The organism is Chimaeribacter californicus (assembly GCF_002858675.1).
Taxonomy (GTDB): Bacteria; Pseudomonadota; Gammaproteobacteria; order Enterobacterales; family Enterobacteriaceae; genus Chimaeribacter; species Chimaeribacter californicus.
Map to the genome: position 1 here is coordinate 18,067 of NZ_PJZF01000027.1, position 25,100 is coordinate 43,166.

23 protein-coding genes are annotated in these 25,100 nt (G+C 58.9%); 9 read left to right on the top strand and 14 right to left on the bottom strand.

Annotation, left to right across the window (positions count from 1 at the left end; genetic code table 11):
* Positions 1-23: 23 nt before the first annotated feature.
* Positions 24-1,430, bottom strand: coding sequence for a replicative DNA helicase (gene dnaB, locus CYR55_RS21145; RefSeq protein ID WP_101818320.1), 1,407 nt, complete (start codon positions 1,428-1,430; stop codon positions 24-26).
* A gap of 201 nt (positions 1,431-1,631) precedes the next feature.
* Between dnaB and CYR55_RS21150 the strand changes: the two genes are divergently transcribed.
* Positions 1,632-2,621, top strand: a complete 990-nt coding sequence (locus tag CYR55_RS21150; RefSeq protein WP_101818321.1) for a quinone oxidoreductase — start codon at positions 1,632-1,634, stop codon at positions 2,619-2,621.
* Between the two features lie 415 nt (positions 2,622-3,036).
* Here CYR55_RS21150 and pspG read toward each other — a convergent pair whose 3' ends face one another.
* Positions 3,037-3,255 carry an envelope stress response protein PspG gene (pspG, locus tag CYR55_RS21155; protein WP_101818322.1) on the bottom strand — a complete coding sequence of 73 codons (219 nt, stop codon included), beginning with the start codon at positions 3,253-3,255 and terminating at the stop codon, positions 3,037-3,039.
* Positions 3,256-3,435: 180 nt separating this feature from the next.
* The gene (dusA, locus tag CYR55_RS21160; RefSeq protein ID WP_101818323.1) at positions 3,436-4,443 is read right to left on the bottom strand and encodes a tRNA dihydrouridine(20/20a) synthase DusA; all 1,008 of its coding nucleotides are present in this window, start codon (positions 4,441-4,443) and stop codon (positions 3,436-3,438) included.
* Positions 4,444-4,644: 201 nt separating this feature from the next.
* On the opposite strand from dusA, the gene zur reads away from it, so the two are divergent.
* A complete protein-coding gene (gene zur / locus CYR55_RS21165; protein ID WP_101818324.1) occupies positions 4,645-5,169 on the top strand; it encodes a zinc uptake transcriptional repressor Zur in 525 nt (174 codons plus the stop codon).
* Positions 5,170-5,426: 257 nt separating this feature from the next.
* Here zur and CYR55_RS21170 read toward each other — a convergent pair whose 3' ends face one another.
* The 4 genes from CYR55_RS21170 to CYR55_RS21185 form a co-directional block, all read right to left on the bottom strand.
* A complete protein-coding gene (locus CYR55_RS21170; RefSeq protein WP_101818325.1) occupies positions 5,427-5,636 on the bottom strand; it encodes a CsbD family protein in 210 nt (69 codons plus the stop codon).
* Positions 5,637-6,008: 372 nt separating this feature from the next.
* Positions 6,009-7,193 carry an MATE family efflux transporter DinF gene (gene dinF / locus CYR55_RS21175; protein ID WP_101818326.1) on the bottom strand — a complete coding sequence of 395 codons (1,185 nt, stop codon included), beginning with the start codon at positions 7,191-7,193 and terminating at the stop codon, positions 6,009-6,011.
* A 142-nt stretch (positions 7,194-7,335) separates the two neighbouring features.
* Entirely contained in the window at positions 7,336-7,944 is a 609-nt protein-coding gene (gene lexA, locus CYR55_RS21180) for a transcriptional repressor LexA (protein ID WP_101818327.1), read from the bottom strand.
* 140 nt (positions 7,945-8,084) lie between these two features.
* Positions 8,085-8,453, bottom strand: a complete 369-nt coding sequence (locus CYR55_RS21185) for a diacylglycerol kinase (protein ID WP_101818328.1) — start codon at positions 8,451-8,453, stop codon at positions 8,085-8,087.
* A 125-nt stretch (positions 8,454-8,578) separates the two neighbouring features.
* Between CYR55_RS21185 and plsB the strand changes: the two genes are divergently transcribed.
* Positions 8,579-11,056 carry a glycerol-3-phosphate 1-O-acyltransferase PlsB gene (gene plsB, locus CYR55_RS21190; protein WP_101818329.1) on the top strand — a complete coding sequence of 826 codons (2,478 nt, stop codon included), beginning with the start codon at positions 8,579-8,581 and terminating at the stop codon, positions 11,054-11,056.
* 229 nt (positions 11,057-11,285) lie between these two features.
* Here plsB and ubiA read toward each other — a convergent pair whose 3' ends face one another.
* From ubiA to malK, 5 genes are all read right to left on the bottom strand, one after another.
* Positions 11,286-12,149 carry a 4-hydroxybenzoate octaprenyltransferase gene (gene ubiA / locus CYR55_RS21195; protein ID WP_420912748.1) on the bottom strand — a complete coding sequence of 288 codons (864 nt, stop codon included), beginning with the start codon at positions 12,147-12,149 and terminating at the stop codon, positions 11,286-11,288.
* A gap of 16 nt (positions 12,150-12,165) precedes the next feature.
* A complete protein-coding gene (gene ubiC, locus CYR55_RS21200; protein WP_101818331.1) occupies positions 12,166-12,729 on the bottom strand; it encodes a chorismate lyase in 564 nt (187 codons plus the stop codon).
* A gap of 192 nt (positions 12,730-12,921) precedes the next feature.
* Positions 12,922-13,860, bottom strand: coding sequence for a maltose operon protein MalM (malM, locus tag CYR55_RS21205; RefSeq protein WP_101818332.1), 939 nt, complete (start codon positions 13,858-13,860; stop codon positions 12,922-12,924).
* 144 nt (positions 13,861-14,004) lie between these two features.
* Positions 14,005-15,279, bottom strand: a complete 1,275-nt coding sequence (locus CYR55_RS21210; RefSeq protein ID WP_101818333.1) for a maltoporin — start codon at positions 15,277-15,279, stop codon at positions 14,005-14,007.
* Positions 15,280-15,323: 44 nt separating this feature from the next.
* A complete protein-coding gene (gene malK / locus CYR55_RS21215) occupies positions 15,324-16,433 on the bottom strand; it encodes a maltose/maltodextrin ABC transporter ATP-binding protein MalK (protein ID WP_101818334.1) in 1,110 nt (369 codons plus the stop codon).
* Positions 16,434-16,829: 396 nt separating this feature from the next.
* Between malK and malE the strand changes: the two genes are divergently transcribed.
* From malE to malG, 3 genes are all read left to right on the top strand, one after another.
* Positions 16,830-18,041 (top strand): maltose/maltodextrin ABC transporter substrate-binding protein MalE, encoded by a 1,212-nt coding sequence (malE, locus tag CYR55_RS21220; RefSeq protein WP_101818335.1) that lies wholly within the window; start codon positions 16,830-16,832, stop codon positions 18,039-18,041.
* Between the two features lie 71 nt (positions 18,042-18,112).
* Positions 18,113-19,684, top strand: a complete 1,572-nt coding sequence (gene malF, locus CYR55_RS21225; RefSeq protein ID WP_101818336.1) for a maltose ABC transporter permease MalF — start codon at positions 18,113-18,115, stop codon at positions 19,682-19,684.
* 12 nt (positions 19,685-19,696) lie between these two features.
* Entirely contained in the window at positions 19,697-20,587 is an 891-nt protein-coding gene (malG, locus tag CYR55_RS21230) for a maltose ABC transporter permease MalG (protein WP_101818337.1), read from the top strand.
* A 90-nt stretch (positions 20,588-20,677) separates the two neighbouring features.
* Here malG and CYR55_RS21235 read toward each other — a convergent pair whose 3' ends face one another.
* Positions 20,678-21,715, bottom strand: a complete 1,038-nt coding sequence (locus CYR55_RS21235) for an oxidoreductase (protein WP_101818338.1) — start codon at positions 21,713-21,715, stop codon at positions 20,678-20,680.
* Between the two features lie 473 nt (positions 21,716-22,188).
* Between CYR55_RS21235 and CYR55_RS21240 the strand changes: the two genes are divergently transcribed.
* Entirely contained in the window at positions 22,189-23,505 is a 1,317-nt protein-coding gene (locus CYR55_RS21240) for a PTS sugar transporter subunit IIC (protein WP_146001017.1), read from the top strand.
* An 11-nt stretch (positions 23,506-23,516) separates the two neighbouring features.
* Complete coding sequence (locus CYR55_RS21245; RefSeq protein ID WP_101818340.1) at positions 23,517-23,831, top strand: PTS sugar transporter subunit IIB; 315 nt, start codon at positions 23,517-23,519, stop codon at positions 23,829-23,831.
* 50 nt (positions 23,832-23,881) lie between these two features.
* Here CYR55_RS21245 and psiE read toward each other — a convergent pair whose 3' ends face one another.
* Entirely contained in the window at positions 23,882-24,289 is a 408-nt protein-coding gene (psiE, locus tag CYR55_RS21250) for a phosphate-starvation-inducible protein PsiE (RefSeq protein ID WP_101818341.1), read from the bottom strand.
* A gap of 203 nt (positions 24,290-24,492) precedes the next feature.
* Between psiE and CYR55_RS21255 the strand changes: the two genes are divergently transcribed.
* Positions 24,493-24,993, top strand: a complete 501-nt coding sequence (locus CYR55_RS21255) for a type II toxin-antitoxin system PemK/MazF family toxin (RefSeq protein ID WP_101818342.1) — start codon at positions 24,493-24,495, stop codon at positions 24,991-24,993.
* Positions 24,994-25,100 lie beyond the last annotated feature (107 nt).

The window sequence follows — 25,100 nt, forward strand, 5'->3', positions numbered from 1 at the left end:
TCTTCCTTAGTGAGGGGGTGCCGTTATTCGTCGTCGTATTGCGGGCCGGCGTAGTTGTCAAAGCGCGACCACTGGCCGTTAAAGGTCAGCCGCACTGAGCCAATCGGGCCGTTACGCTGTTTACCAATGATAATCTCCGCGATGCCTTTCAGGTCACTGTTCTCGTGGTAGACCTCATCACGGTAGATGAACATGATAAGGTCCGCATCCTGCTCGATGGAGCCGGATTCACGCAGGTCGGAGTTGACCGGGCGCTTGTCGGCGCGCTGCTCCAGGGAGCGGTTAAGCTGCGACAGCGCCACCACCGGCACCTGCAACTCTTTCGCCAGCGCCTTCAGCGAGCGGGAGATCTCGGCGATCTCCAGCGTGCGGTTGTCAGAGAGCGACGGCACGCGCATCAGCTGGAGGTAGTCGATCATGATCATGCTCAGACCGCCGTGCTCGCGGAACACGCGGCGCGCGCGGGAGCGCACCTCGGTCGGCGTCAGGCCGGAGGAGTCATCGATGTACATGTTGCGTTTTTCCAGCAGGATGCCCATGGTGCTGGAGATGCGCGCCCAGTCCTCATCATCGAGCTGGCCGGTACGGATGCGCGTCTGGTCCACGCGGGAGAGCGACGCCAGCATACGCATCATCAGCTGCTCGCCGGGCATCTCCAGGCTGAAGATCAGCACCGGTTTCTCCTGCAACATCGCGGCGTTTTCGCACAGGTTCATGGCGAAGGTGGTTTTACCCATCGACGGACGCGCCGCCACGATGATCAGATCCGATTTCTGCAAACCGGCGGTTTTTTTGTTGAGATCCTGGTAGCCGGTATCCACGCCGGTGACGCCGTCGTGCGGCGTCTGGTAAAGCGACTCAATGCGCGACACGGTCGCTTCCAGGATCTGGTCAATGCTTTTCGGCCCTTCATCCTTGTTGGCACGGTTTTCCGCAATCTGGAACACGCGCGACTCGGCGAGATCGAGCAGGTCTTCACTGCTGCGGCCTTGCGGGTCGTAGCCCGCGTCGGCGATCTCATTGGCCACCGAGATCATCTCACGCACCACCGCACGCTCGCGCACGATGTCGGCATAGGCGGAAATGTTGGCAGCGCTCGGCGTGTTTTTAGAGAGCTCCGCCAGGTAAGCGAAGCCGCCCACCGACTCCAGATCGCCGCGCTGCTCCAGCGATTCCGAGAGCGTGATCAGGTCAATCGGCTTGCTCATCTCCAGCAGGCGCTGCATCTCGGTGAAGATCAACCGGTGCGGGCGGCTGAAGAAATCGTTCGCCGCCACGCGCTCTGATACGTTGTCCCAGCGTTCGTTGTCCAGCATTAACCCGCCCAGCACGGACTGCTCCGCCTCCAGCGAGTGCGGTGGGAGTTTCAGCCCTTCCATCTGGCGGTCTCGGGTTTCGGTGGGTTTGCTGAAGGGTTTTTTGGCTGACATGGGTAGATTTGTTTCCTGGGGTAAAGGGTTCCTGCCTGTGAGGAGGGCTGCGGCAGGCGCAGCAGAAATTCGACGCGTCAGTATACTCAATTCTCTTAGTGCTTTCTGCACTATCCCTCTGCGGTATTGTGAAAAGCACAGGCTGGAAAGGTGCCCCGCTTTGGCGTAGCGTGAAGGAAACCCTTAACGGAGAAGAGTGACATGGCTAAACGCATTCAGTTTTCCGCCACCGGCGGGCCGGACGTGCTGGAATATGTGGACTTTACCCCGGCCGACCCCGGCGATCAGGAAATTCAGGTGGAGAACCGGGCAATCGGCATCAACTACATTGACACCTATGTGCGCAGCGGCCTGTATGCCCCGGCCACCCTGCCCTCCGGGCTGGGCACCGAGGCGGCGGGCGTGGTCACCAAAGTTGGCCGGGGCGTCAGCCACCTGAAAGCGGGCGACCGCGTGGTGTATGCGCAATCGGGGCTGGGGGCCTACAGCGAGGTGCACAACGTGCCGGCAGACAAGGCCGCGCCGCTGCCGCAGGGGATAAGCTTCGAGCTGGCGGCGGCCTCATTCCTGAAAGGGCTGACCGTCTACTACCTGCTGCGCCAGACCCACGAAGTGCAGCCGGGCGAAGTGTTCCTGTTCCATGCGGCGGCCGGGGGCGTCGGGCTTATCGCCTGCCAGTGGGCGAAAGCGCTGGGCGCGAAACTGATCGGCACCGTGAGCAGTGATGAGAAAGCCGAACGGGCGAAACAGGCCGGGGCCTGGGCGGTGATCAACTCCCAGCGGGAGGACATCGCGGCGCGCGTGGCGGAGCTGACGCAGGGTGAAAAAGTGGGCGTGGTGTTTGACTCGGTGGGCAAAGAGACCTGGCTGGATTCCCTCAACAGCCTGAAACGCCGCGGCCTGATGGTGAGCTTCGGCAACGCGTCCGGCCCGGTGACCGGGGTGGATCTCGGCATCCTGAACCAGAAAGGCTCGCTGTTTGTCACCCGCCCGTCGCTTAACGGTTATGTCACGAATTACCAGGAGCTGCTGAGTGCCAGCCAGGAGCTGTTCGCCATGCTGGCCAGCGGGGCGATTCATGTGGAGGTGCCGGAAAGCCAGAAGTTCCCGCTTTCCGAAGCGAAGCGTGCTCATGAACTGCTGCAAAGCCGCCGCACGCAGGGTTCCAGCCTGCTGATTCCCGGCCACTGACCGCCCTCCCAGAAAAGCAAAGAGGGCTTCCGAAGAAGCCCTCTGATGCTATCGCGTAACGATAAACGCTTTCACGATAATTCATACACTGTAGCAGTAGGGTTACAGCGGCAAACCTGGAGGATGGTGTCACTTCAGCGACTATTGTCTATCCCATCAGGCTGGATGAATCCGTTATTACAGGCCGCGGCACAGCCGGTAATGGAAAGCTGGACACATCCTAACAGCCCGCTTTGTTAAAAAATATGGATAATGTCCTAAAACACCAGGAAATCTGCCGGGCTGTGATCGTCACCGCAGATTAGCGCCCCAGGTCAGCAGATTTTTTCACTATCCTGTTACCTAACCGACGATTTACCACCCTGAAATGTAACGCTATTTTTTGAGCAACCATGCGCTGCCGTTACGGGTTCCGTTAATAGCGGCGTAGTTTTGGCTTCTGCGTTGCGCGATAAATCCACACGATCACGACCGCCAGCAGCAACCACGGTAACAATTTTATAACCATTGTGAACAAGCCGCCGACCATCATAAACAGGGTGGCAACCACCAGCGCCGCCACAATGCCGATCAGCGAAACGCCGGTAAATAACAGCATGGCAAAGAAGCCGATAACAAAGAAAAGCTCGATCATGGCAAGGCTCCGGAAAGAAAAAGGTCTTCCCGGATATTACAAGAAGCGTGCCAACTCCTGGCTTTGCTAAGTCACTGATAAAACGAAACACCCGCAGCGGCTGGCGGCGGGTGTTGGTGGAAAGCGCGAAACAGTGGCGAAACTGACTACACCTTATTAACTATAACGACATCCTGCCGGCTATACGCTGCCGTGCGGGGCGATTACGCATTGCAGGGCGCGCTCTACCACGTCTACGTCCGCCCCGGCTTTATGGGCGTTTTCGCTCAGGTAGCGGCGCCACTGGCGCGCACCCGGAATACCCTGGAACAAGCCGAGAATGTGGCGGGTAATGTGGCCGAGGTAGGTGCCGCGCGCCAGTTCCGCTTCAATGTACGGATAGAGCGCCCGCACCACGTCCATCCCGGCGCGCAGCTCTTCATCACTGCCGAAAATTTCGCGGTCAACCTGCAGCAGGATGCCCGGGTTCTGGTAGGCTTCGCGGCCCATCATCACGCCGTCCAGGTGATTCAGGTGCGCTTTCGCTTCGTCCAGCGTTTTTACCCCGCCGTTGATCGCGACCGTCAGGTGCGGGAAATCCTGTTTCAGTTGATAAACGCGCGGGTAATCCAGCGGCGGGATCTCGCGGTTCTCTTTCGGGCTGAGGCCGGAGAGCCAGGCTTTGCGCGCATGGATGGTGAACATCTCACATTCGCCGCGCCCGGAGACCGTATCGATAAAGTCACACAGGAAGGCGTAGCTGTCCTGATCGTCAATGCCAATGCGGGTTTTGACCGTGACCGGAATCGAGACCACGTCGCGCATCGCTTTGATGCAGTCCGCCACCAGCCCGGCCTGCCCCATCAGGCAGGCGCCGAACATGCCGTTCTGCACCCGGTCAGAGGGGCAACCGACGTTCAGGTTTACTTCGTCGTAACCCCGTTCCTCTGCCAGCTTCGCGCAGTGCGCCAGTGCGGCCGGGTCACTGCCGCCCAGTTGCAGCGCCACCGGGTGCTCCGCCTCGCTGTACGCCAGGTAGTCACCTTTGCCGTGGATGATGGCCCCGGTGGTCACCATTTCGGTATAGAGCAGCGTCTGGCGGCTCAGTAAACGGTGAAAATAGCGGCAGTGGCGATCGGTCCAGTCGAGCATGGGCGCCACAGAAAAAGTGTGTGCCGGACGGGTCGGCGCGGTGCGTGAAGTTGTCATAACGAGATTGGGCGGTTCCGGAAGGTCAAAAGATCGCCTGTCAGCAACAGGCACAACACAGCGGCGCATCGCCGCAGGCAAGCGCCTATTGTACAGCGATTGCGGCGATTTAACAGGCCACGCCGCCCTTCTGCCGGGAGGTTCGTCGATTTGCACTAAACGTGGTAAAATCCTCCCTTCTTTTGTGCCGGGACATTTGCCATGAACTCTTCCATCCAGGATTCCCCAAACCAGGAAAAGCTCCTTGCTCAGGCTGAGCAGCTGTGCCAGCAGCGCAATGTGCGCCTGACCCCCCAGCGACTGGAAGTGCTGCGCCTGATGGCGCTTCAGCCCGGCGCAATCAGTGCGTATGACCTGCTGGATCTGCTGCGTGAATCGGAACCGCAGGCCAAACCCCCCACGGTGTATCGCGCCCTGGATTTCCTGCTGGAGCAAGGCTTTATCCACCGGGTCGAGTCCGCCAACAGTTATGTGCTTTGCCACCACTTTGAAGAACCGACCCACGCATCCGCGATGTTTATTTGTGACCGCTGCGGCCAGGTCACGGAAAAAACCACCGAAGGGATTGAAGAAATTCTGATGAAACTGGCCCAGGTCTCCGGCTTTACCCTGCGCCACAGCGTGGTGGAAGCTCATGGGCTGTGCGCGCCCTGCAAGGAAGTGGAAGCCTGCGACGATCAGCACGCCTGTGAACACGATCACAGCATTGCCGTTAAGAAGCGTTAGGTTTTCAGGCGGTTGGCAGAGGTTTCAAGAAGGATTTCAGAAAGAAGAAAGGCTGGCAGGGTAAAGAAAGGGTACGTCCTTGTACCTTATCATCCGCTTCTTCGCTTATCGGGGTAGGAGCAGCAGAAGAGCCCTTGGATTCTTTACTTCTGGCCTGCCCCGGCGTGAGTGGCATCACGCCTGGAATGAGCAGGCCCGAACGGGGAGGCGACAGCTATCGCCACAGCGTACAAGTACGCCCGGTGTTTATCGCCGAACTACCATTTGTAGTCGTTGCTGTCTTCCCAGGTTTTCACTTCTTTTTCAGCAGCCTCTTTGCCGTAGCCGTAGCGCTCCTGAATTTTACCGACCAGCTGATCGCGTTTACCTTCGATGACCGTCATGTCGTCATCCGTCAGCTTGCCCCATTTCTCTTTTACGGTGCCTTTAAACTGTTTCCAGTTACCGCCGGCTTGATCTTTATTCATCGTAATCTCCTTATCTCAATCTCATTCAGATGAGGCGTGATGGACACTATGCCACCGCCTGTTACCGATACTCACGGCAGGAAACCTGTTTACCGGGTTCAGAATTCATCCTTCACAAAACCCGTGGGTGCTGGTGTCAGCCTGGTATTTATGGCTGTCTCTGCGCCTGCCGTAGAGATAACTATAGTAGGTAATGCGGATTATGGGCGTCTTTCCAGTCAGATTAACCTTAAAAACGCCCCGGCACGGTGGGTAACCGCTATAAAAACGCAACGAAAACAGGCGGTAACCGGGAGTGATAATAACTGTCAGCAGGTGTAAACCAATATGTCCGTGCGCAGGTGGGGCGGATACAGCCCTCCACGACCGCCATCAGTGCGGGGCCGGGGCAGCCGTAAACCAGCTATCACGCTGCTGGTGGCGGTGCCAGACCCACCCCAGTGCCGCCCCGCGCAAGGCCAGGAACACCGTCAGCGCCAGCCACAGCGCGTGGTTGCCCAGCCACGGCAGCGCCAGCAGGGTCAGGCCGTAACCGGCGGCGGCGACCGCCATGCTGTTACGCATCTCCCGGCCTCGCGTCGCCCCGACAAACATCCCATCCAGCAGATAACACCAGACCCCGGCCAGCGGCAACACCACCTGCCAGCCCAGATAGTGTTGCGCCAGTTGCCGTAAGGCGGGCAGCGACGTCAGCGCATGGACAATCTGCATGCCGAACAGCGCGTAGATGGCGGCAAACCCCAGCGCTACCATGCCCGCCTGCCGGCAGGCGGCATACCACACCGCGAGCAGCCGTTCGCGGTTGCGTGCGCCGAACGCCTCGCCGGAGTGGGCTTCCACCGCGTAGGCAAAGCCGTCCAGCGCGTAGGCGGTGAAGGTCAGCAGATTCATCAGCAGCGCATTGACCGCCACTATCTCACTGCCCAGCCGGGCACCGATAATCGTCAATGAGGCGAAGCAGAGCTGTAACAGCAGCGAGCGCAACATGATGTCGCGGTTCAGCGTCAGCAACCGCCGCAGGTCGCCGTGCCAGCCCTGCTTCAGCAGCGGCCAGCCAATACCGCGCCGCTGCATCACCCGCCACACCAGCCACAGGCCGAGCAGCAGCGTGGCGTACTCTGCCGTCACCGTGGCCCAGGCCGCGCCGCGCACGTTCCAGTGCAGGCCCATCACCAGCCAGAGGTCGAGCACGATGTTCAGCAGGAGATCGATCAACGGATGGCGCAACAGCAGAATCGCCAGCCCGGCCAGCAACGCCAGCAGCAACGGCTGGATAAAGGCGCGCGCCAGGCGGGCGGGGCTCTGCGCGCCAAACGCCTGCGCCGCCATGCCGGTGGTGCTCATCCGCAGGAACAGCAGCAGCATAAACAAGAAGCTGGTCGCCATCGCGCCCACCGCCACCCCGCCCAGGTAGTCCGGGCTGTCGAGATGGCCGATCACGGCGGTGTCCACCAGCCCGAGCAGCGGCACAGTGATATTAGAAAAGATCATCGGCAGCGCCAGCCGCCAGAGATCCCGGTCAGTTTGTCCAAAACAGGCAGCAACAGTACGTCGCATCAGAATGGCTCACTTATCTCGCAGGCGTAAACATACCGGCATGCGGAATGCCGGAAACGACATCGCCCCAATAAAGGGGCGATGAGGTACAGCTGGAGGACTGTATAAGCGCGGCCGATCCGTTAACCGCGCCCCTGACTGGTCAGCTCCAGTCGCCGTTGCGGATCACGCCCACGGCCAGCCCTTCAATAGAGAAAGCCTGCTGGCGCAGATCAACCACAATCGGGGAAAACTCTTTGTTTTCCGGCAGCAGGTGAACGATGTTCCCCTGCTTTTTCAAACGCTTGACAGTCACTTCGTCATCAATACGCGCTACCACCACCTGGCCGTTGCGCGCATCCTGCGTTTTGTGCACTGCCAGCAGGTCACCATCCAGAATGCCGATGTCTTTCATCGACATGCCGCTGACGCGCAGCAGAAAATCGGCGTTCGGCTTAAACATGGCCGGATCAACCTGATAATGGCTCTCAATATGTTGCTGGGCCAGCAGCGGCTCACCGGCGGCTACCCGGCCAATCAACGGCAGGCCGTCTTCCTCTTCCATCAGCAGGCGGATGCCGCGTGAGGCACCGGAAACGATCTCAATCACCCCTTTACGCGCCAGCGCCTTGAGGTGCTCTTCGGCGGCGTTGGGTGAGCGGAAACCCAGACGCTGCGCAATTTCAGCACGCGTTGGCGGCATGCCGGTCTGAGAAATATGGTCGCGAATAAGGTCATAGACCTCTTGCTGTCTGGCTGTTAATGCTTTCATCCCGCCCCCTGGTTGTTTATACAGTCTTGCTGGGAGTATATACAGCTATCACGCACTTGAAAACCGCACAAACGAGAAAAAGCCCGCTTATGACGCGATTTACCTGCTTTACAGGTTACTTTTGCGTAAAACATCGCAACTCAGAACAATCGTGGCAGCAGCACCATTGCCCAGACGAAAAGTGTCAGTATGATAGCCAGCGCAACGGCCGCCGAGCCTAAATCTTTGGCGCGGCCGGAGAGCGGATGAAGTTCCGGCCCGATACGGTCAACAATGGCTTCAATGGCGCTGTTGATAATTTCAACGATGAGGATAAGCCCCAGTGAACAGACCATCAGAATGCGCTCGACGGTGCTCACATCCAGCCAGAAAGCCAGTAACATAGCCGGGATGACCACAATGGCTTCCTGCCGGAAAGCGGCTTCATTTTTCCAGGCCGCGATCACTCCTTTTACCGAGTAGCCGGCAGCTTTGTAGATGCGGATCAACCCGGTCGTCTGATTTGCCATATTTTCTGCACCTTAGGATGAATTAACAACATTTTAGCGGGAATTCCCCTGCTCGGCACGAAAGATCTCCATGCGGCTTTCTGCTATCCTTGCGGCGCATTGCTACTATGAGGCTTCACATTTTTATGTCAGGTTGGCGCAAACTTTATTACTCCCTTTTAAACTTACCGCTCAAATTATTGGTAAGAAGCAAAGTGATCCCTGCCGATCCGGTCACGGAGTTCCGCCTGGACCCGACCCGGCCGATACTTTATGTATTGCCCTATGATTCGGATGCGGATCTGCTTACCCTCCGCCAGCAGTGCCTGGCGCAGAACCTGCCCGATCCGCTGATTCCGCTGGAGATTGACGGCCATCTGCTGCCGAGCCATGTGTTTATCGGCCAGGGGCCGCGGTTCTTCCGTTACTACACCCCGCAGCATGAGTCGGTGAAACTGTTCCACGACTACCTCGACCTGCACCGCAGCAACCCGACGCTCGACATCCAGATGTTGCCGGTGTCGGTGATGTTCGGCCGCTCGCCGGGGCGCGAGGGCGAGGGGCAGATGATGCCGCACCTGCGCCTGCTGAACGGCATCCAGAAGTTTTTTGCCGTGCTCTGGCTGGGGCGCGACAGCTTCGTCCGCTTCTCTAATACCGTGTCGCTGCGCTATATGGCCACCGAGCACGGCACCGACAAGACTATCGCGCAGAAGCTGGCGCGCGTTGCGCGGATGCATTTCGCCCGCCAGCGGCTGGCCGCCGTCGGCCCGCGCCTGCCCGCCCGCCAGGATCTGTTCAATAAGCTGCTCGCGTCCAAAGCGATTGAAAAAGCGGTGGAAGATGAGGCGCGCAGCAAAAAGATCTCCCATGACAAGGCGCAGCAGAACGCCATCGCGCTGATGGAAGAGATCGCCGCTGACTTCTCCTACGAGACGGTGCGCCTCTCTGACCGTGTGCTGAGCTGGACGTGGAACCGCCTCTATCAGGGCATCAACGTCAGTAACGCCGAGCGCGTGCGCCAGCTGGCGCAGGACGGCCAGGAGATCGTCTATGTGCCGTGCCACCGCAGCCACATGGACTACCTGCTGCTCTCTTACGTGCTCTACCACCAGGGGCTGGTGCCGCCGCACATCGCGGCCGGGATTAACCTGAACTTCTGGCCGGCCGGCCCGATTTTCCGCCGCCTCGGCGCGTTCTTTATCCGCCGGACTTTCAAGGGCAATAAGCTCTACTCCACCGTGTTCCGCGAATACCTGGGCGAGCTGTTCACCCGTGGTTACTCGGTGGAATACTTTGTAGAGGGCGGGCGCTCCCGTACCGGCCGGTTGCTGGAGCCGAAAACCGGCACGCTGGCGATGACCATTCAGGCGATGCTGCGCGGCGGCACCCGCCCGATCACGCTGGTGCCGATCTACATCGGGTATGAGCATGTGATGGAAGTGGGCACTTACGCCAAAGAGCTGCGCGGCGCGACCAAAGAGAAAGAGAGCCTGTTGCAGATGCTGCGTGGCCTGCGCAAGCTGCGTAACCTGGGTGAAGGCTATGTGAACTTCGGCGAACCGCTGCCCCTGACCACCTACCTGAACCAGCATGTCCCGACCTGGCGTGACGCCATCGACCCGATTGAGGCGCAGCGCCCAAGCTGGCTGACGCCGACGGTGCAGGATTTGGCGGACAAGATCATGGTGCGCATCAACAATGCGGCCGCCGCCAACGCCATGAACCTCTGCTCCACCGCCCTGCTCGCCTCCCGCCAGCGGTCACTGACCCGTGAACAGCTGCTGGAGCAGCTGGAGTGCTACCTGCAACTGATGCGCAATGTGCCCTATGCCGGGGATGTCACGGTACCGGACCAGACCCCGGCGGAACTGCTGGACCACGCGCTGAAGATGAACAAGTTCCAGGTGGAGAAGGACAACATCGGTGACATCATCATCCTGCCGCGTGAGCAGGCAGTGCTGATGACCTACTACCGTAACAACATCCACCACCTGCTGGTGCTGCCGTCGCTGATTGCCAGTATTGTGATGCACCACCGCCGCGTCAGCCGGGCGGAGCTGCTGCGCCAGATTGGCCTGATCTACCCGATGGTGAAAGCGGAACTGTTCCTGCACATCACCAAGGAGCAGTTACCGGCGGTGCTCGACACGCTCTGCGATGAGCTGGCGCGCCAGCACCTGATCATCACCGACCGCGACGAGCTGGCGATCAACCCGACCCGCATCCGCCCGCTGCAACTGCTGGCCGCCGGGGTGCGTGAGACGCTGCAACGCTACGCCATTACCCTCTCGCTGCTCAGCGCCAACCCCAGCATCAGCCGGGGCGCGCTGGAGAAAGAGAGCCGGATCATGGCGCAACGCCTCTCCGTGCTGCACGGCATCAACGCGCCGGAGTTCTTCGACAAGGCGGTCTTCTCGACGCTGGTCGGGACGCTGCGCGCCGAAGGCTACATCAACGATGTGGGTGACGCGATCCAGGAGCATACGCTGGCGGTCTATAACATGCTGAGCGACCTGATGACGCCGGAAGTGCGCCTGACGATTGAAAGCGTGATGACCCCGGCCGACGCACTGCTGGTGGCGGCGGAAACCCAGGCGGCGGCCGACCCGGACGCCAACTGATCGCGCCTTGCCCGCCTTGCCGGGCCGCAGGCAGCAAAAAGGGCACTGTTCGCAGTGCCCTTTTTTATTGGTGTTCGCCATGTTGTTGGCATTCGCCGTGTTGTTGGTGTTCACCGGATAGCCGGTGTTTACCGCGTTGCCACTTTGCCACTTTGCCACTTTGCCACTTTGCCGCTTTGCCGCTTTGCGCCGTGTTACCCGTTTTCGGGGTGGCCGGGAAAGCCTGCGGCTAACCGCTGAACGGCGGGTAACTCGCCAGAATGCCGAGGAACAGCACCATCCCCACTGCGTTATTGTTCAAAAATGCCCGGAAACAGAGATCGCGCTGGCGCCCGGCAATCATCTTCTGCTGGTACACAAACAGCGCCCCGGCCAGCACCAGCCCGCCATAATAGACCGCGCCAAGCTGCATCAGCCGGCCTACCGCCACCATCAACCCCAGCGTCGCCAGTTGCAGCAGGCCGATGATCAGCTTGTCCTGTGCGCCGAACAAAATGGCGGTGGATTTCACGCCAATCTTCAGGTCATCATCCCGGTCAACCATTGCGTATTGCGTGTCGTAGGCCACCGTCCAGCAGAGGTTGGCGATGAACAGCAGCCAGCAGGTCAGCGGCAGGCTCTCCCCAACCGCGGAGAACGCCATCGGGATCGCCCAGCCAAACGCCGCGCCCAGCACCACCTGCGGCAGGTGCGTCACCCGCTTCATAAACGGGTACATCCAGGCCAATGCCAGCGCCACCAGCGACAGGGCAATCGTCATGCCGTTCAGGGTTAATACCAGCCCGAAGGAAATCAGCACCAGCCCTGCAAACAGCCGCTTGGCCTGCCCGGAGGTGATCTGCCCGCTCGGCAGCGGCCGCCCGGCGGTACGCTTCACATGGCCGTCAAATTTGCGGTCGGCGTAGTCATTCACCACGCACCCGGCGGCGCGCATGAAAAATACCCCCAGCACAAACACCAGCAGCAGCTTCAGCGACGGCACCCCCCCGGCCGCCAGCCACAGCGCCCAGAGGGTCGGCCACAGCAGCAGCAGGGAACCAATCGGTTTATCAATCCGCATCAGGCGGCAATATGCCCGCCATTTGCTCTGCATTACAGTTGCCTCCACCTTATCTCCCCTCCTGGTGTGTTGGCTGCGGCGCACGGTAGACCGGTGCGTCCGCAAGAAAAAGTTCCGTGAGCAGCAAGGGCTTGCCCGACAGGCGCAGGCGCGAGCGCCGCACCCAGCTGGCCGTGCCGCCTTCGCCCGGCAGGCCGCTGTCCCCTTTCGTCAGGCCGAAATGGATGTAGTCACGCGTCAACGCCGCGCCGCCGAACAGGTAACGCCCCAGCGGCACGGTGCCGAGGTCCACCAGCGCGCGATCCGGCCCGGTCAGCGTCTCTTCCGGGATCAGCGTGCGCCCCAGCAACCAGGGCACGCCGTCGCCCAGCAGCACAATTTCGCGCAGCCAGTAGCGCGGGCTGTCGGGCAAGGCGGCGGCCTCTTCCGGCCGCAGGTGCGCCCGGCTGATGAAGCCCTCCTGCACCGGCTGCACCGTCACCTCCCGGCAATGCTGTTCAAAGCGCCGGGTCATGGAGCCGATTTCGCCCAGCCAGTCGGCAATGTGGGGCGGCACCGGATCATCCGGGGCGAGCCAGTGCAGGGAAGCAGGAATCAGGAGCGCGTCAGGCATGGGTACCCTTTTAAAGCGGGCTGGAAAATCACAGGGCGCTATTGTAACGCAGAAAAGGCTGGGGGGAATGGGTGTGTTAACAAGCTACTAACCTGGCGGCAATACCAGCACGGGGCCCGGCTACCAGGCGGCCACGAAAAAAGGTGCGCCTGGGCGCACCAATCATCCAGCCACAACCGGCGGCGTGGGGAGTTACCCCTTGCCTTTCACGCTGCCGATAAATGTTTGACGCGCGGTTTTCGAACCGAGGCGTTCCGCTTCATCCAGCAGTTTCAGGGCTTTATCAATCTCACCGGCTTTCACGGCTTTGGTAATGGCCTGATTAAAGTAGCTTTCGGTGTCGTTGAGCATCGGCTCCGTGGGTTTGGCCGGGGCCGCCGCGGGCGCTGGTGCTGCCGGGGCCGGCCGCGCCGTGTTACCGACCACCACCGGTGCCGGGGCCGGGGCGGTAAACGCCTGCCCAATCATGATATTGCCGGACTGCTGTTCAGCGCTGATTTTGATTTTCAACGTACCGCCGTCACTGTGGCGTGCCACCGGATCGGGGATGTCCGGCACCGCATTACCGACGCCTGCCGCATAGGCTTTGGCCGGGTCCACCATCTGGGTGGTGCGCGCCAGATCCTGCCGGGTGGTGTAGACCAGCAGGTAGATCTGCTTCTGGCCCAGTGCCGGGGTCAGTTTCAGTGTGCCTTCCAGCCGGTCGCTGGAGATCACGCCCGGCTGCTGATAGGGGAAATAGCTGCTGGGGTAAAAGGCTGCCGGGCGCATCTGTTCGTCCAGCACCAGCACGTTCGGCGCATAGACCGAGCGGTTCTCTGCCACGCTGCTCAGCCGGATCTCCAGCGAGCCGCGATCGGCAGGCAGGGCAAAGGCCGCCACGGCGCCCTGCACATCGCCCTGGTTGATGCGGCTGCTGCTGCCGCTCAGGGTAATGGTTTCATTGGCAGGCGGTACCAGCGGCACCCAGGGGAGCTGCTGCAACGCCTCAGCGGAAATCGTTGGGGCGGTAGAGACATCACTGGATACCGCCGGGGAAGGTGAAGAGGTCAGGGAGATGGCGTGTGCCGCCATCGGTGCCATCGCCCCGATGCTCAGGGTAAGGCAGAGGGAAAGCAGTGTTTTTTTCATGATGAAACCCTTTTTGTGGAACGGGAGCGCCGGCGTCAGGCAGGCAATGCACTGCGCCGGCTAATCTCTGAAACCATCCATAACAGGCTGACCGGCCTTGCAGGCGCGGTCACGGCCGCCGGGTTTGCCCGGCGGCGCGCGGTGTTACCACCAGATCTCCATCTGCGCACCGAAGGTGACTTCGTCATCATCGCCGCGGCTGAAGGTGGTCAGGTCGGTGTCACGCATTGCCGTACCGGCATCGTCATAACCCCATTTCTCATCCCATTTGGCGTAGGTGGCAAACACACGGATCGCCGGGCGTGACCAGATGGTGTTACCCGCCTGCCACTGTTGCGCCAGGGTGACTTTGTACTGGCTGTTGCGGTCGCCGGTCTCCTGCGATTTCACGTTGTCATAGCCCACTTCCAGCAGGGTGCTCATGATCGGCGTCCATTTGTACATTGGGCGCACACCCACGGTGTACCAGGTGGTGCCGTTGTTGTTATCGCGGTCAACGTCCTGATACATGGCGACGTACATCAGGTCCCATTTTTCTGCCAGGGTGATGGCGCCGTGGTCCAGCACGCGGATCATATGGCCGTCGTTATTCACCAGTGCGCCCTGCGAATGCCCGGCGTTGGCGTTGTTGGTGCTCATGCCGTCGGTCGCGTACTGCAGCACAAATTTGTTGAAGCCGTCCATGTAGCTCTGGACGTGCTCAGCGGTGACCAGGAAGCCGTCTTTGCTGGCGTTGTCGTCCAGCGAGTAGCCGTCACGCGCATTGGCGCGGCCGTAGTCGAGGCCGAGTTCCAGCGTACCGCCCGGGTTTACGGCGAGGCCTGCCAGGCGCACGTCAAACACGTCGTTGGAGGTCGGGACTTCTTCACGGTCATTATTGATATAGCCGATGGAGCCGCCGCTTTCGGTGTTGCGGGTGGCCGCCAGCGAAAGTTTGCCGAAGCCGAGATCGATATCTTCCAGGCCGGCACCCGGGCCGGAGATGTCCCAGTAGTAGAAGTCGATCATGTGCACGTCATGGCGCTGGTAGAAGCGCTTACCGGCCCAGATGGTGGCACCCGGCAGGGCGTCGATCAGGTTTTTCCCTTTGATGTTGGCTTCACGGAAGGCCGGTTCAGTGGCTTCCCAGTCATTCTCCTGGGAAACGGAGTAGGCCACGTTGGTGTCGAAGTAGAAGCTCTTGTCGCCCTCTTTCCACACTTCCTGGCCGAGTTTCAGTTCAGCATAGGTTTCGCACTCGTTACCGAGACGGTACTTGCTCTGGGCGCCGGTCGCCTGAAAACATTGTTGCTCACCGCCGCTGCCGCTCCAGCCAATGCCGGAACGCGCGTAGCCGGTGAAATCAACCGCCGCCGCCTGAGTAGAGATCACACCGGCTGCAACCGCCAGTGCCAGAGGTACAATGCGCAGAGTAGACATCTAAAATCTCCTGTTATGGATTTGCCTGATGGCATGTGCGTGCTTTAAACGCCCGGCTCGTCATGCAGCCGTTGGCATGCCGAGCCATCCTCACGGAACAGATGACAGCGATGCGGCGGCAGGCCGATAGCGAATGTTGCACCTTCTTCTACCAGCACGACGTCATTCTGGCGGTAGACCAGGTTCTGACGCAGCGCAGGGATTTGGATATGGATTTGGGTCTCGTTGCCCAGCTGCTCGACTACCTGCACCTCACCGGCGAGCGTCACTTCCGAGACGTCGCTCGGCAGCAGGTGCTCCGGCCGGATGCCGAGCGAAAGGTTGCTGCCGGGCTGCACACCCTGCCCGGCCACCGGCAGCCAGACCAGCTGGCGGTTCGGCAGTTCTACCTGTACCCGTTCCGCCTCGGCGGCAATCGCCTTCACCGGCAGGAAGTTCATCTTCGGCGAGCCGATAAACCCGGCGACAAACCGGTTGGCCGGGTAGTGGTAAAGCGCCAGCGGCTTGCCCACCTGCGCCACGCGCCCGGCGTCCAGCACCACGATTTTGTCGGCCAGGGTCATCGCCTCGACCTGATCGTGGGTGACGTAAATCATCGTGCGCTTCAGGCGCTTATGCAGGCGTGAAATCTCAATGCGCATCTGCACCCGCAGCGCGGCGTCGAGGTTGGAGAGCGGCTCATCCAGCAGGAAGACGTCCGGCTCTGCCACCAGCGTGCGGCCGATGGCGACACGCTGGCGCTGGCCGCCGGAGAGCGCTTTCGGGCGGCGCTCCAGCAGGTGCGCCAGTTGCAGGATTTCTGACACCTGATTGACCCGCTGGCCGATCAGGCTTTTTTTGGTGCCGGCCAGCTTCAGGCCAAACGACATGTTGTCTGCCACCGACAGGTGGGGGTAAAGGGCGTAGGACTGAAACACCATGCCGATGCCGCGCTCAGCGGGCGGCACCTCATTCATGCGTTTTTCACCAATCAGCAGGTCCCCGGAGGTGATCTCCTCCAGCCCGGCAATCATCCGCAGCAGGGTCGATTTCCCGCAGCCCGACGGCCCGACAAACACCACAAACTCCCCGTCGTCGATAGCGAGGTTAATGTCTTTGGAGATAACGGTTTCACCGTAGGCTTTATGTACGTGCCGCAGCGTAACGCCCGCCATGCAAGACTCCTTTCTGCCAATAATTTATGTGGTGAATAATTGGTGGTGAGGATGCGCGTTTGTAATCAGCCGGTAATCATCCGTAACAAGGTTTTTCATGGGGGAGGAGCCGGGAGGATGAGCAGGAATACACGGGGTACAAAAGTTCCACACCAATGCCAAGTTTGTGATCTGGCTTACAAAAATAGCCTGTTGATTATGTGCCGGATGCCACAGAACCGGCCGGAGTGTTAAGCCGGTCACAACTCCGTTTGCGGGGGCGTAGAGGGGGGGAGGATGAGTGTATGTCGGATTGTGAACGACTATGACGGCGCTGAAACTCTCTCACCCCGGCCGCATCAGCTTTTCAGGGCTGCCTGCGTCGCTGCCTACAGACACGGATAACAGGACAGGATTATGACTCACACACGTAACAAGTCTGGCGTCACCCGCTTTAGCCGTACGCTGGCGCTCTCCGCGCTGGCAACGCTGGTGCTCTCTGCCCCGGCCCTGGCCAAAATTGAAGAGGGCAAACTGGTCATCTGGATCAACGGTGACAAGGGCTACAACGGGCTGGCGGAGGTGGGCAAACGCTTTGAGAAAGACACCGGCATTAAGGTCACCGTGGAGCACCCGGACAAGCTGGAAGAGAAATACCCGCAGGTGGCGGCCACCGGCGACGGCCCGGACATCATCTTCTGGGCGCATGACCGTTTCGGCGGCTATGCCCAGTCCGGCCTGCTGGCGGAGATCCACCCGTCCCAGGCGACGCAGGACAAGATTTTCCCCTTCACCTGGGACGCGGTGAAATTTGACGGCAAGGTGATCGGCTACCCGGTGGCGGTGGAAGCGCTGTCACTGATTTACAACAAAGATCTGATCAAAACCCCGCCGAAAACCTGGGAAGAGATCCCGGCGCTGGACAAAGAACTGCGCGCCAAAGGCAAGAGCGCCATCATGTGGAACCTTCAGGAGCCCTACTTCACCTGGCCTATCATCGCGGCGGACGGCGGCTACGCCTACAAGCTGGAGAACGGCAAATATGATGTGAAAAACGTCGGGGTGAACAACGCCGGCTCACAGGCCGGGCTGCAATTCATCGTCGATCTGGTGAAGAACAAGCACATTAACGCCGACACCGATTTCTCCATCGCGGAAGCGGCCTTTAACAAAGGCCAGACGGCGATGACCATCAACGGCCCGTGGGCGTGGGGCAACATTGAGCAGAGCAAGGTGAACTACGGCGTGGCGGTGCTGCCGACCTTCAAAGGCAAGCCATCCAAACCGTTCGTCGGCGTGCTGACCGCCGGGATCAACGCCGCCAGCCCGAACAAAGAGCTGGCGACAGAGTTCCTCGAGAACTACCTGCTGACGGACGAAGGGCTGGCGCAGGTGAACAAAGACAAGCCGCTCGGCGCGGTGGCGCTGAAGTCTTATCAGGCGCAGCTGGAGAAGGACCCGAAAATTGCCGCCACCATGGAAAACTCCAAAAACGGCGAAATCATGCCGAACATCCCGCAGATGAGCGCCTTCTGGTATGCCGAACGCAGCGCGGTGATCAACGCCGTCTCCGGCCGCCAGAGCGTGAAACAGGCGCTGGATGACGTACAGGCCCGCATCACCAAGTAATACCCCGTCCCGCCGCCCGGCCGGGCGGCGGGCGTGCCCTCTCCCTCAGTCTTATCGCAAGGAACGTCGTTATGCAGTTGACCCGTACCGATCGTGCCGACCGCCGCCCCACCGCCTGGTGGCAGAGCGATCCGCTGAAGTGGTTGGTTATTGGCCTGTTCTCCCTGTTCACCGCTTATCTGGTGGTGCTGATGTATGCCCAGGGTGAATACCTGTTTGCCATTGTTACGTTGGTGCTGCTGAGCGCCGGGCTGTATGTGTTTGCCAACCGCCGCGCCTACGCCTGGCGCTACGTTTACCCTGGGCTGGCCGGGATGGGGCTGTTTGTGCTGTTCCCGCTGGTCGCGACCATCGCCATCGCCTTTACCAACTACAGCAGCACCAACCAGCTGACCTTTGAGCGCGCGCAGTCAGTGCTGATGCAGCGCCAGTACCAGGCGGGCGACACCTACGCCTTCGCGCTCTACCCGGCGGGCGATAAGTGGCGGCTGCAACTCACCGATCCGGCGAAAAATGCCCAGTGGATTTCGCAGCCGTTCAGCCTCGGGCCGAACCCGCCGCCGCTGGAGATGCAGGCGCAACAGACCGCGCCGGAAGGGGAAAAAGCCACCCTGCGCGTGATTACACAGAACCGGCAGGTGATGAGCGCGCTGGTGGCGCACCTGCCGCAGGGCGTTAACCTGCGCATGAGCTCGCTGCGCCAGTTCTCCGGCACCGCGCCGCTCTATACGTTGGCGAATGATGCCGCCACCCTGACCAACAACCAGACCCAGGTGGTCTACAAACCCAACCCGGAGACCGGCTTCTATCAGGCCGTTGACGCCCAGGGCAACTGGCAGGCGGAGAAACTTAGCCCCGGCTTTACCGTGGGCATCGGCTGGAAAAACTTCCTGCGCGTGATGCAGGATGAGGGCATCCAGAAACCGTTCCTGTCGATTTTCGCCTGGACGATTGTGTTCTCGCTGCTGACGGTGGTGCTGACCGTGGCGGTGGGCATGGTGCTGGCCTGTGTGGTGCAGTGGGAAGCGCTGAAAGGCAAGGCGCTCTACCGCGTGCTGCTGATCCTGCCCTACGCGGTGCCGTCGTTTATTTCGATTCTGATCTTCAAGGGGCTGTTTAACCAGAGCTTTGGTGAGATCAACCTGATGCTCGGCACGCTGTTCGGCATTAAACCCGCCTGGTTCAGCGACCCGACCACCGCCAAGGCGATGATCCTGATTGTGAACACCTGGCTCGGCTACCCCTACATGATGATCCTCTGCATGGGGCTGCTGAAGGCGATTCCGGAAGATTTGTATGAAGCCTCAGCGATGGACGGTGCAACACCGTTCCAGAACTTCTTCCGCATCACGCTGCCGCTGCTGATCACCCCGCTGACGCCGCTGATGATCGCCAGCTTCGCCTTTAACTTTAATAACTTTGTACTGATCCAGCTGCTGACCAACGGCGGCCCTGACCGGCTCGGCACCACCACCCCGGCCGGCTATACCGACCTGCTGGTGAGCTTCACCTACCGCATCGCCTTTGAAGGCGGCGGCGGGCAGGACTTCGGGCTGGCGGCCGCGATTGCCACGCTGATTTTCCTGCTGGTGGGCGCGCTGGCGATCCTCAACCTGAAAGCCACCAAGATGAACTTTGACTAAGGAGAGCCGCCGATGGGCATGGTAAAACCAAAATCGCAGCGCGTGCGCCTGCTGGTGACACACCTGCTGCTGATCGCGTTTGTGGCGATGATTATGTTCCCGCTGCTGATGGTGGTGGCAATTTCGCTGCGCCCCGGCAACTTCGCCACCGGCAGCCTGATCCCCGATCAGATCTCCTGGGACCACTGGCGGCTGGCGCTGGGCTTCAGCGTCACCCACGCCGACGGCAGCGTGACACCGCCGCCGTTCCCGGTGCTGCTGTGGCTGTGGAACTCGGTGAAGATTGCGGTGATCACCGCCATCGGCATTGTCACGCTCTCCACCACCTGCGCCTACGCTTTTGCGCGGATGCGTTTCCGCGGCAAAGGCAATTTGCTGAGAGGGATGCTGATTTTCCAGATGTTCCCGGCGGTGCTGTCGCTGGTGGCGCTGTATGCGCTGTTTGACCGCATCGGCCAGTATCTGCCGTTTATCGGGCTGAATACCCACGGCGGCGTGATCTTCGCCTATATGGGCGGCATCGCGCTGCATGTGTGGACGATTAAGGGCTATTTCGAGACGATTGATAACTCGCTGGAGGAGGCCGCCTCCCTGGACGGCGCCACGCCGTGGCAGGCGTTCCGGCTGGTGCTGTTGCCGCTGTCGGTGCCGATTCTGGCAGTGGTGTTTATTCTGTCGTTTATTGCCGCGATCACTGAAGTGCCGGTGGCCTCCTTGCTGCTGCGGGATGTGAACAGCTACACCCTGGCCGTGGGGATGCAACAGTACCTCAACCCGCAGAACTATTTATGGGGCGATTTTGCCGCCTCTGCCGTGCTCTCCGCCATCCCGATCACCGCCATCTTCCTGCTGGCCCAACGCTGGCTGGTGGGTGGCCTGACTGCCGGGGGGGTGAAGGGGTAACCCTCGTTTTATGCCGTTATTGACTGACTTCTATTTTGGGCGGCCGTTGCGGGCCGCCTTTTTTATGGGCTACAGCCGCATCAGGGCTTTTCAGCGCAGCGCCACCACCGCCGGAGATGGCTGGCGGAACGCCTTCTCCAGAATCTCCAGGTTGGTCAGGGCTTCCTGCTCGCTGACATAGCTGGCTTTGCCCCTGGTCAGCGTCTCATACAGCGCATCGTAAACCCGGCCATAATCCCCCGGCACTGCCGGAATCTCCTCCCGCACGCAGTCGCCCTGCGGGTTCAGGTACTCAAGCAGCGCCTTTTCATTATCCTCTGCGAACCCGGCGTCGCCGGGCATGATGCCCGCTTTCAGGCTGGTTTCCTGCTGGTCGATGCCATAACGGATAAAGGAGCCGCGGGTGCCGTGGACGGTAAATTTCGGGTAACCCAGTTTGACCAGATGGCTGGTTTTCACAATCGCTTTGGTGCGCGGGTAGTAGAGCTGTACTTCAAAAGTGTCATCCGGGTTGGCCGGATTGCGTACCGATCGCAGGTCATACCCCACCTTTTGCGGCCTGCCCAGCAAAGCGATGATTTGATCGAGGGTGTGCACGCCCAGGCCATACAGCGCGCCGTTAACCGGGCTGCCGGGGCAGGTTTCAGCCTCCGGCCGGAAATAGTCAAAGTGGCTTTCGATCTCCACGATGTCGCCGAGTTTCCCGCTGTCGATCGCCTGCTTCATGGTGAGAAAACAGCTGTCAAAGCGGCGGTTCTGAAACGGCGTCACCGTCAGCCCCTTTTCCCGCGCCAGCGCATACAACGCCTCCGCTTCCGCCAGGGTGGTGGTAAAGGGCTTCTCGACCAGCACATGTTTCCCGTGCTCCAGGCAGAGCCGGGCGTAATGGAAATGGCTTTCCGGTGGTGTGCAGACCGTGACTAACGTAATGGTGTCATCATGCAGAATATCATTAAGCTCAGCAGTGAACTGAATCCCCTGATACGCGGGCTGGGATTCCAGCTGCGGTTTGCGCCTTCTTGCATAAATCCATTTGACGTTAAATTTATCCTTGCGCGTCAGCACATAGGGTAAATGATAACGGGTGGTGCTTTTACCAAACGCAATATAGGCAATATTCATCATCACACTTCCTGATTAACGCGACACCGAGGCAATGAAAATAACTTCTTTAAATCATTAAGACGTTATTTTCCCTGCCACCCAAAAGTAATAAACAAGCCATTTAAAACCCTATAGTTTTCATTTAAATCTATAGTGATCACACTTTTCGTAAAAACACTGATTTATCCGGCCCAGCCGGCAGATCTACTTTTATATAAAATTCAATGGTTTTTATATCATCACATTCACTGCCCTAATATATCGTCACCTGTTACTTTGCGCCGTGTGTATGGCATGCCGGATAAATCATTGCGATAAATTATAAATATATCGCATTTAGCATAAAAGCCGCCCGGTTTACGCTAAAAACAGTTGACTTATTTACAGGTGAATTTCACCCTCGCCCTATTTATACAGAAACGCTCCCCGCCACTGTTTTGCCATTCGCTGAATAACACGGAGATCATGGTGAAAGAGAAACTCTTCCAGAAGATCATGTGGCTCGTCCAAAAAATGGGTCACAAATCCATTTACGTTCAATGCGTGACGCCTTTATCACCTTGATTCCGTTTCTTGTGTTGTCAGGCATGATGATCTTATTTAATAACGTCGTGATTGCCCCGGACGGCTTTTTATCCTCCCTGATTGCCCCCGGCCGCCTGGCGGATTGGCAAACCGTGGGCGATAAAGTGGTTAACGGTACGATGAATATACTCGGGGTGCTGATTGGCATTCTTTTTTCATTTAATCTGGCGCGTAACCGCCAGTACAGCAACCCCTTAATGTCTGCGTTAGTGACGGTCGCCTGCCTGTTTGTGCTGATGCCGGTCGCGCTGCCGTTTATGCCGGTGAGCGGCGGCAGCGCCGTGATGGTCACAGGTGCGGCGGCCTATTCGTTATTGGGCACCAGCGGCACCTTTGTGGCGCTGATGTGCGGGGCGCTGGCGACGGAGTTGTTTGTCTGGGTAAGCAAAAACCAGCGGTTACAGATCCGCCTTGAAGGCAATGTGCCGCCGGCGGTGACGCAATCCTTCAATACGCTGTTTGCCGTGATGATAACGATTCTGCTGTTTGCCACCGGCTCTTATCTGATAACAACCCTGACGGGCCATGAGTTCCATGAGGCCATTAATGTACTGATCCAGGCCCCACTGCTTGGGCTGACCACCAGCCTGCCCGGTTTCCTGCTGCTCGACATCATCAACAATGCGCTGTTTTCCCTCGGCATTAACCCCGGCGGTATCACCGGCGCGGTGCTTGACCCGCCGTTACTGGTCGCCATGCAGCAGAATATGGATGCCTGGGCCGCCGGGCGGGCGATCCCTAACATCATTGTGCGCCCGTTCAGCGATCTGTATGGGCGGATGGGCGGCACCGGCATTACGCTCTGCCTGATCCTGGCGGTGTTCATCAAAAGCCGCCGCAGCGATCTGCGCTCCTTCTCGAAAACGGTGATCCCCACCACGCTGTTTAATATTAATGAGCCGGTGATTTTCGGTTTCCCGATTGTCTTCAGCCCGATCCTGATGATTCCGTTTACCTTTATTCCCACCCTGCTCTACACCCTGGCCTGGTACGCCACCGCGTGGGGGTGGGTGTCACGCATTGTGGTGTATGTGCCCTGGTCAGTGCCCCCGTTGATGTCAGGCTACCTGGCCAGCGGCGGGGATTACCGCAACGTGATCCTACAGGCGCTGCTGATTGTTATCGGCGTGCTGCTCTATATGCCGTTTTTGCTGCTGTATGAAAAAGTGCTGGCAACCGCAGAGCAGCAGGCCGCACCCGGCATGCCCCCTCCTCCCCATGTACAATAAGGCGGTTAACCATGAAAAGTATTTTATTAGTCTGTAATGAAGGGATGTCGACAGGTTTTTTATGCAACAAAATGAATGCGGTGGCGAAAGAAAAAGGGCTGGACGTGCGCGCCTGGGCCATTCCTGAATCCGCCCTGGAGGGCCGTTATCAGGAGGCGGATGTGATTTTGGTCGGGCCGCAGATTGGTTATCTCACCGCCTCTATTCAGCAACGGGTTAACCACAGTTTGCCGGTGGAGGCGATCAACCCGGTGCATTTTGGCCGGATTAATGCCGACGCCATTCTTGAACGCGCGCTGGCGCTGATGGGCGCGCCTTTGCGCTGAGGAAAACCGGGGGTTCCCCTGCCGGCTGCGTGCCGGCAGGGTCAGGGCATTTACTCGCGCTTTAACCGGTCGGTATTGGCGAGGAACAGCGTGATCACCAGCACCAGAATGGCCCCGGAATAGATCAGCGTATCCAGCGGGTTTTTGTGGTCAACGATGATCAGCCGGACGATCGCCGTAATGCCGATGTAGATGAAATAGCGTAACGGGAAGTGATAGCCGGAGGAGAAATACTTCACAATCAGCGCGATAAACTCAAAATAGAGGAAGTAGATCACAATCCCTTCAATCAGCAGGTAGGAGGACGGCTCATCGCCGTTCACGAACAGTACCAGTGCCAGATGATAGGTTTCCCTCCCCAGAAACAGCAGCAGGATCGCACCCAGCCCCAGTAAAAACAGATTCAAAATACGCTGCATGATAACGGCTATCATGATGCCGCGTGGTGAACCACCCATTAGGATTCTCTTTAGTCATTAAATCGTTTCAGCAGCATACCGAATGCGGGCCGGGCGGGACAAGGGATGATAGAAAGACTATGTAGCAGGTTTGTCATAACACCCCGTTGCCCGCAACATTTTACAGATTAAGTGTGGCTTACGCTGGATTTTTGTCAGGCGTAAAATTTATGAAAACTCTTTTTCTGCCATAAGGTAATTGGATGCCTATCAATTTCAGCCCCCACGTCGGCGCGCTCCTTGAATGTAATTATGGTAAACATCCTGTTGGTCAGGATGGCCATGTAGTCACAAACTTTTATGATGGTCATCTTCCACCAGAAATGATTAAGAATCGGTTAGTGGTGGTGCTTAATGGAAAAATCAGCGGTGGTTCATGTATTGTTGTTCCACTTTCTACTACCCGCGACCAAAACAAGCTGAATCGAGGTCTGCATGTTGAAATTGCTGAAGAAATCATTGAAGACCTTCCTTTCTTTTCTCAACATACCCGGTGGGCAAAAGCCGATTTGGTTCAGCAAGTCAGCCGTTATCGCCTGCATAAAGCAAGAACGAAAAGAGGGTATCTCGATCAATGCCTTTCAAGAGAAATTGTTGCTGAAATTCAATGCGCTGTAGTCAAAGCAATAAATGCTTCCTGGCTGATAAAAGAGACGGTTGACCCACTTCACTCTATCGGCGATAATATCGTCGTAGCCCATTGAGGCCTTTAAGATTTTCTCCCCTTGAGGGACTTGCGAAGCCCAGCCTGACCGCTGGGCTTCTGCCATTCTGGGGTTTCATTAACGTCTTAAGCCCATCACGTTTTCCC

Bases quoted from the DNA above. Each gene is read 5' to 3' on its own strand.
- dnaB (WP_101818320.1), bottom strand. From the start codon at position 1,430: ATGTCAGCCAAAAAACCCTTCAGCAAACCCACCGAAACCCGAGACCGC.
- CYR55_RS21150 (WP_101818321.1), top strand. From the start codon at position 1,632: ATGGCTAAACGCATTCAGTTTTCCGCCACCGGCGGGCCGGACGTGCTG.
- pspG (WP_101818322.1), bottom strand. From the start codon at position 3,255: ATGATCGAGCTTTTCTTTGTTATCGGCTTCTTTGCCATGCTGTTATTT.
- dusA (WP_101818323.1), bottom strand. From the start codon at position 4,443: ATGACAACTTCACGCACCGCGCCGACCCGTCCGGCACACACTTTTTCT.
- zur (WP_101818324.1), top strand. From the start codon at position 4,645: ATGAACTCTTCCATCCAGGATTCCCCAAACCAGGAAAAGCTCCTTGCT.
- CYR55_RS21170 (WP_101818325.1), bottom strand. From the start codon at position 5,636: ATGAATAAAGATCAAGCCGGCGGTAACTGGAAACAGTTTAAAGGCACC.
- dinF (WP_101818326.1), bottom strand. From the start codon at position 7,193: ATGCGACGTACTGTTGCTGCCTGTTTTGGACAAACTGACCGGGATCTC.
- lexA (WP_101818327.1), bottom strand. From the start codon at position 7,944: ATGAAAGCATTAACAGCCAGACAGCAAGAGGTCTATGACCTTATTCGC.
- CYR55_RS21185 (WP_101818328.1), bottom strand. From the start codon at position 8,453: ATGGCAAATCAGACGACCGGGTTGATCCGCATCTACAAAGCTGCCGGC.
- plsB (WP_101818329.1), top strand. From the start codon at position 8,579: ATGTCAGGTTGGCGCAAACTTTATTACTCCCTTTTAAACTTACCGCTC.
- ubiA (WP_420912748.1), bottom strand. From the start codon at position 12,149: ATGCAGAGCAAATGGCGGGCATATTGCCGCCTGATGCGGATTGATAAA.
- ubiC (WP_101818331.1), bottom strand. From the start codon at position 12,729: ATGCCTGACGCGCTCCTGATTCCTGCTTCCCTGCACTGGCTCGCCCCG.
- malM (WP_101818332.1), bottom strand. From the start codon at position 13,860: ATGAAAAAAACACTGCTTTCCCTCTGCCTTACCCTGAGCATCGGGGCG.
- CYR55_RS21210 (WP_101818333.1), bottom strand. From the start codon at position 15,279: ATGTCTACTCTGCGCATTGTACCTCTGGCACTGGCGGTTGCAGCCGGT.
- malK (WP_101818334.1), bottom strand. From the start codon at position 16,433: ATGGCGGGCGTTACGCTGCGGCACGTACATAAAGCCTACGGTGAAACC.
- malE (WP_101818335.1), top strand. From the start codon at position 16,830: ATGACTCACACACGTAACAAGTCTGGCGTCACCCGCTTTAGCCGTACG.
- malF (WP_101818336.1), top strand. From the start codon at position 18,113: ATGCAGTTGACCCGTACCGATCGTGCCGACCGCCGCCCCACCGCCTGG.
- malG (WP_101818337.1), top strand. From the start codon at position 19,697: ATGGGCATGGTAAAACCAAAATCGCAGCGCGTGCGCCTGCTGGTGACA.
- CYR55_RS21245 (WP_101818340.1), top strand. From the start codon at position 23,517: ATGAAAAGTATTTTATTAGTCTGTAATGAAGGGATGTCGACAGGTTTT.
- psiE (WP_101818341.1), bottom strand. From the start codon at position 24,289: ATGGGTGGTTCACCACGCGGCATCATGATAGCCGTTATCATGCAGCGT.
- CYR55_RS21255 (WP_101818342.1), top strand. From the start codon at position 24,493: ATGCCTATCAATTTCAGCCCCCACGTCGGCGCGCTCCTTGAATGTAAT.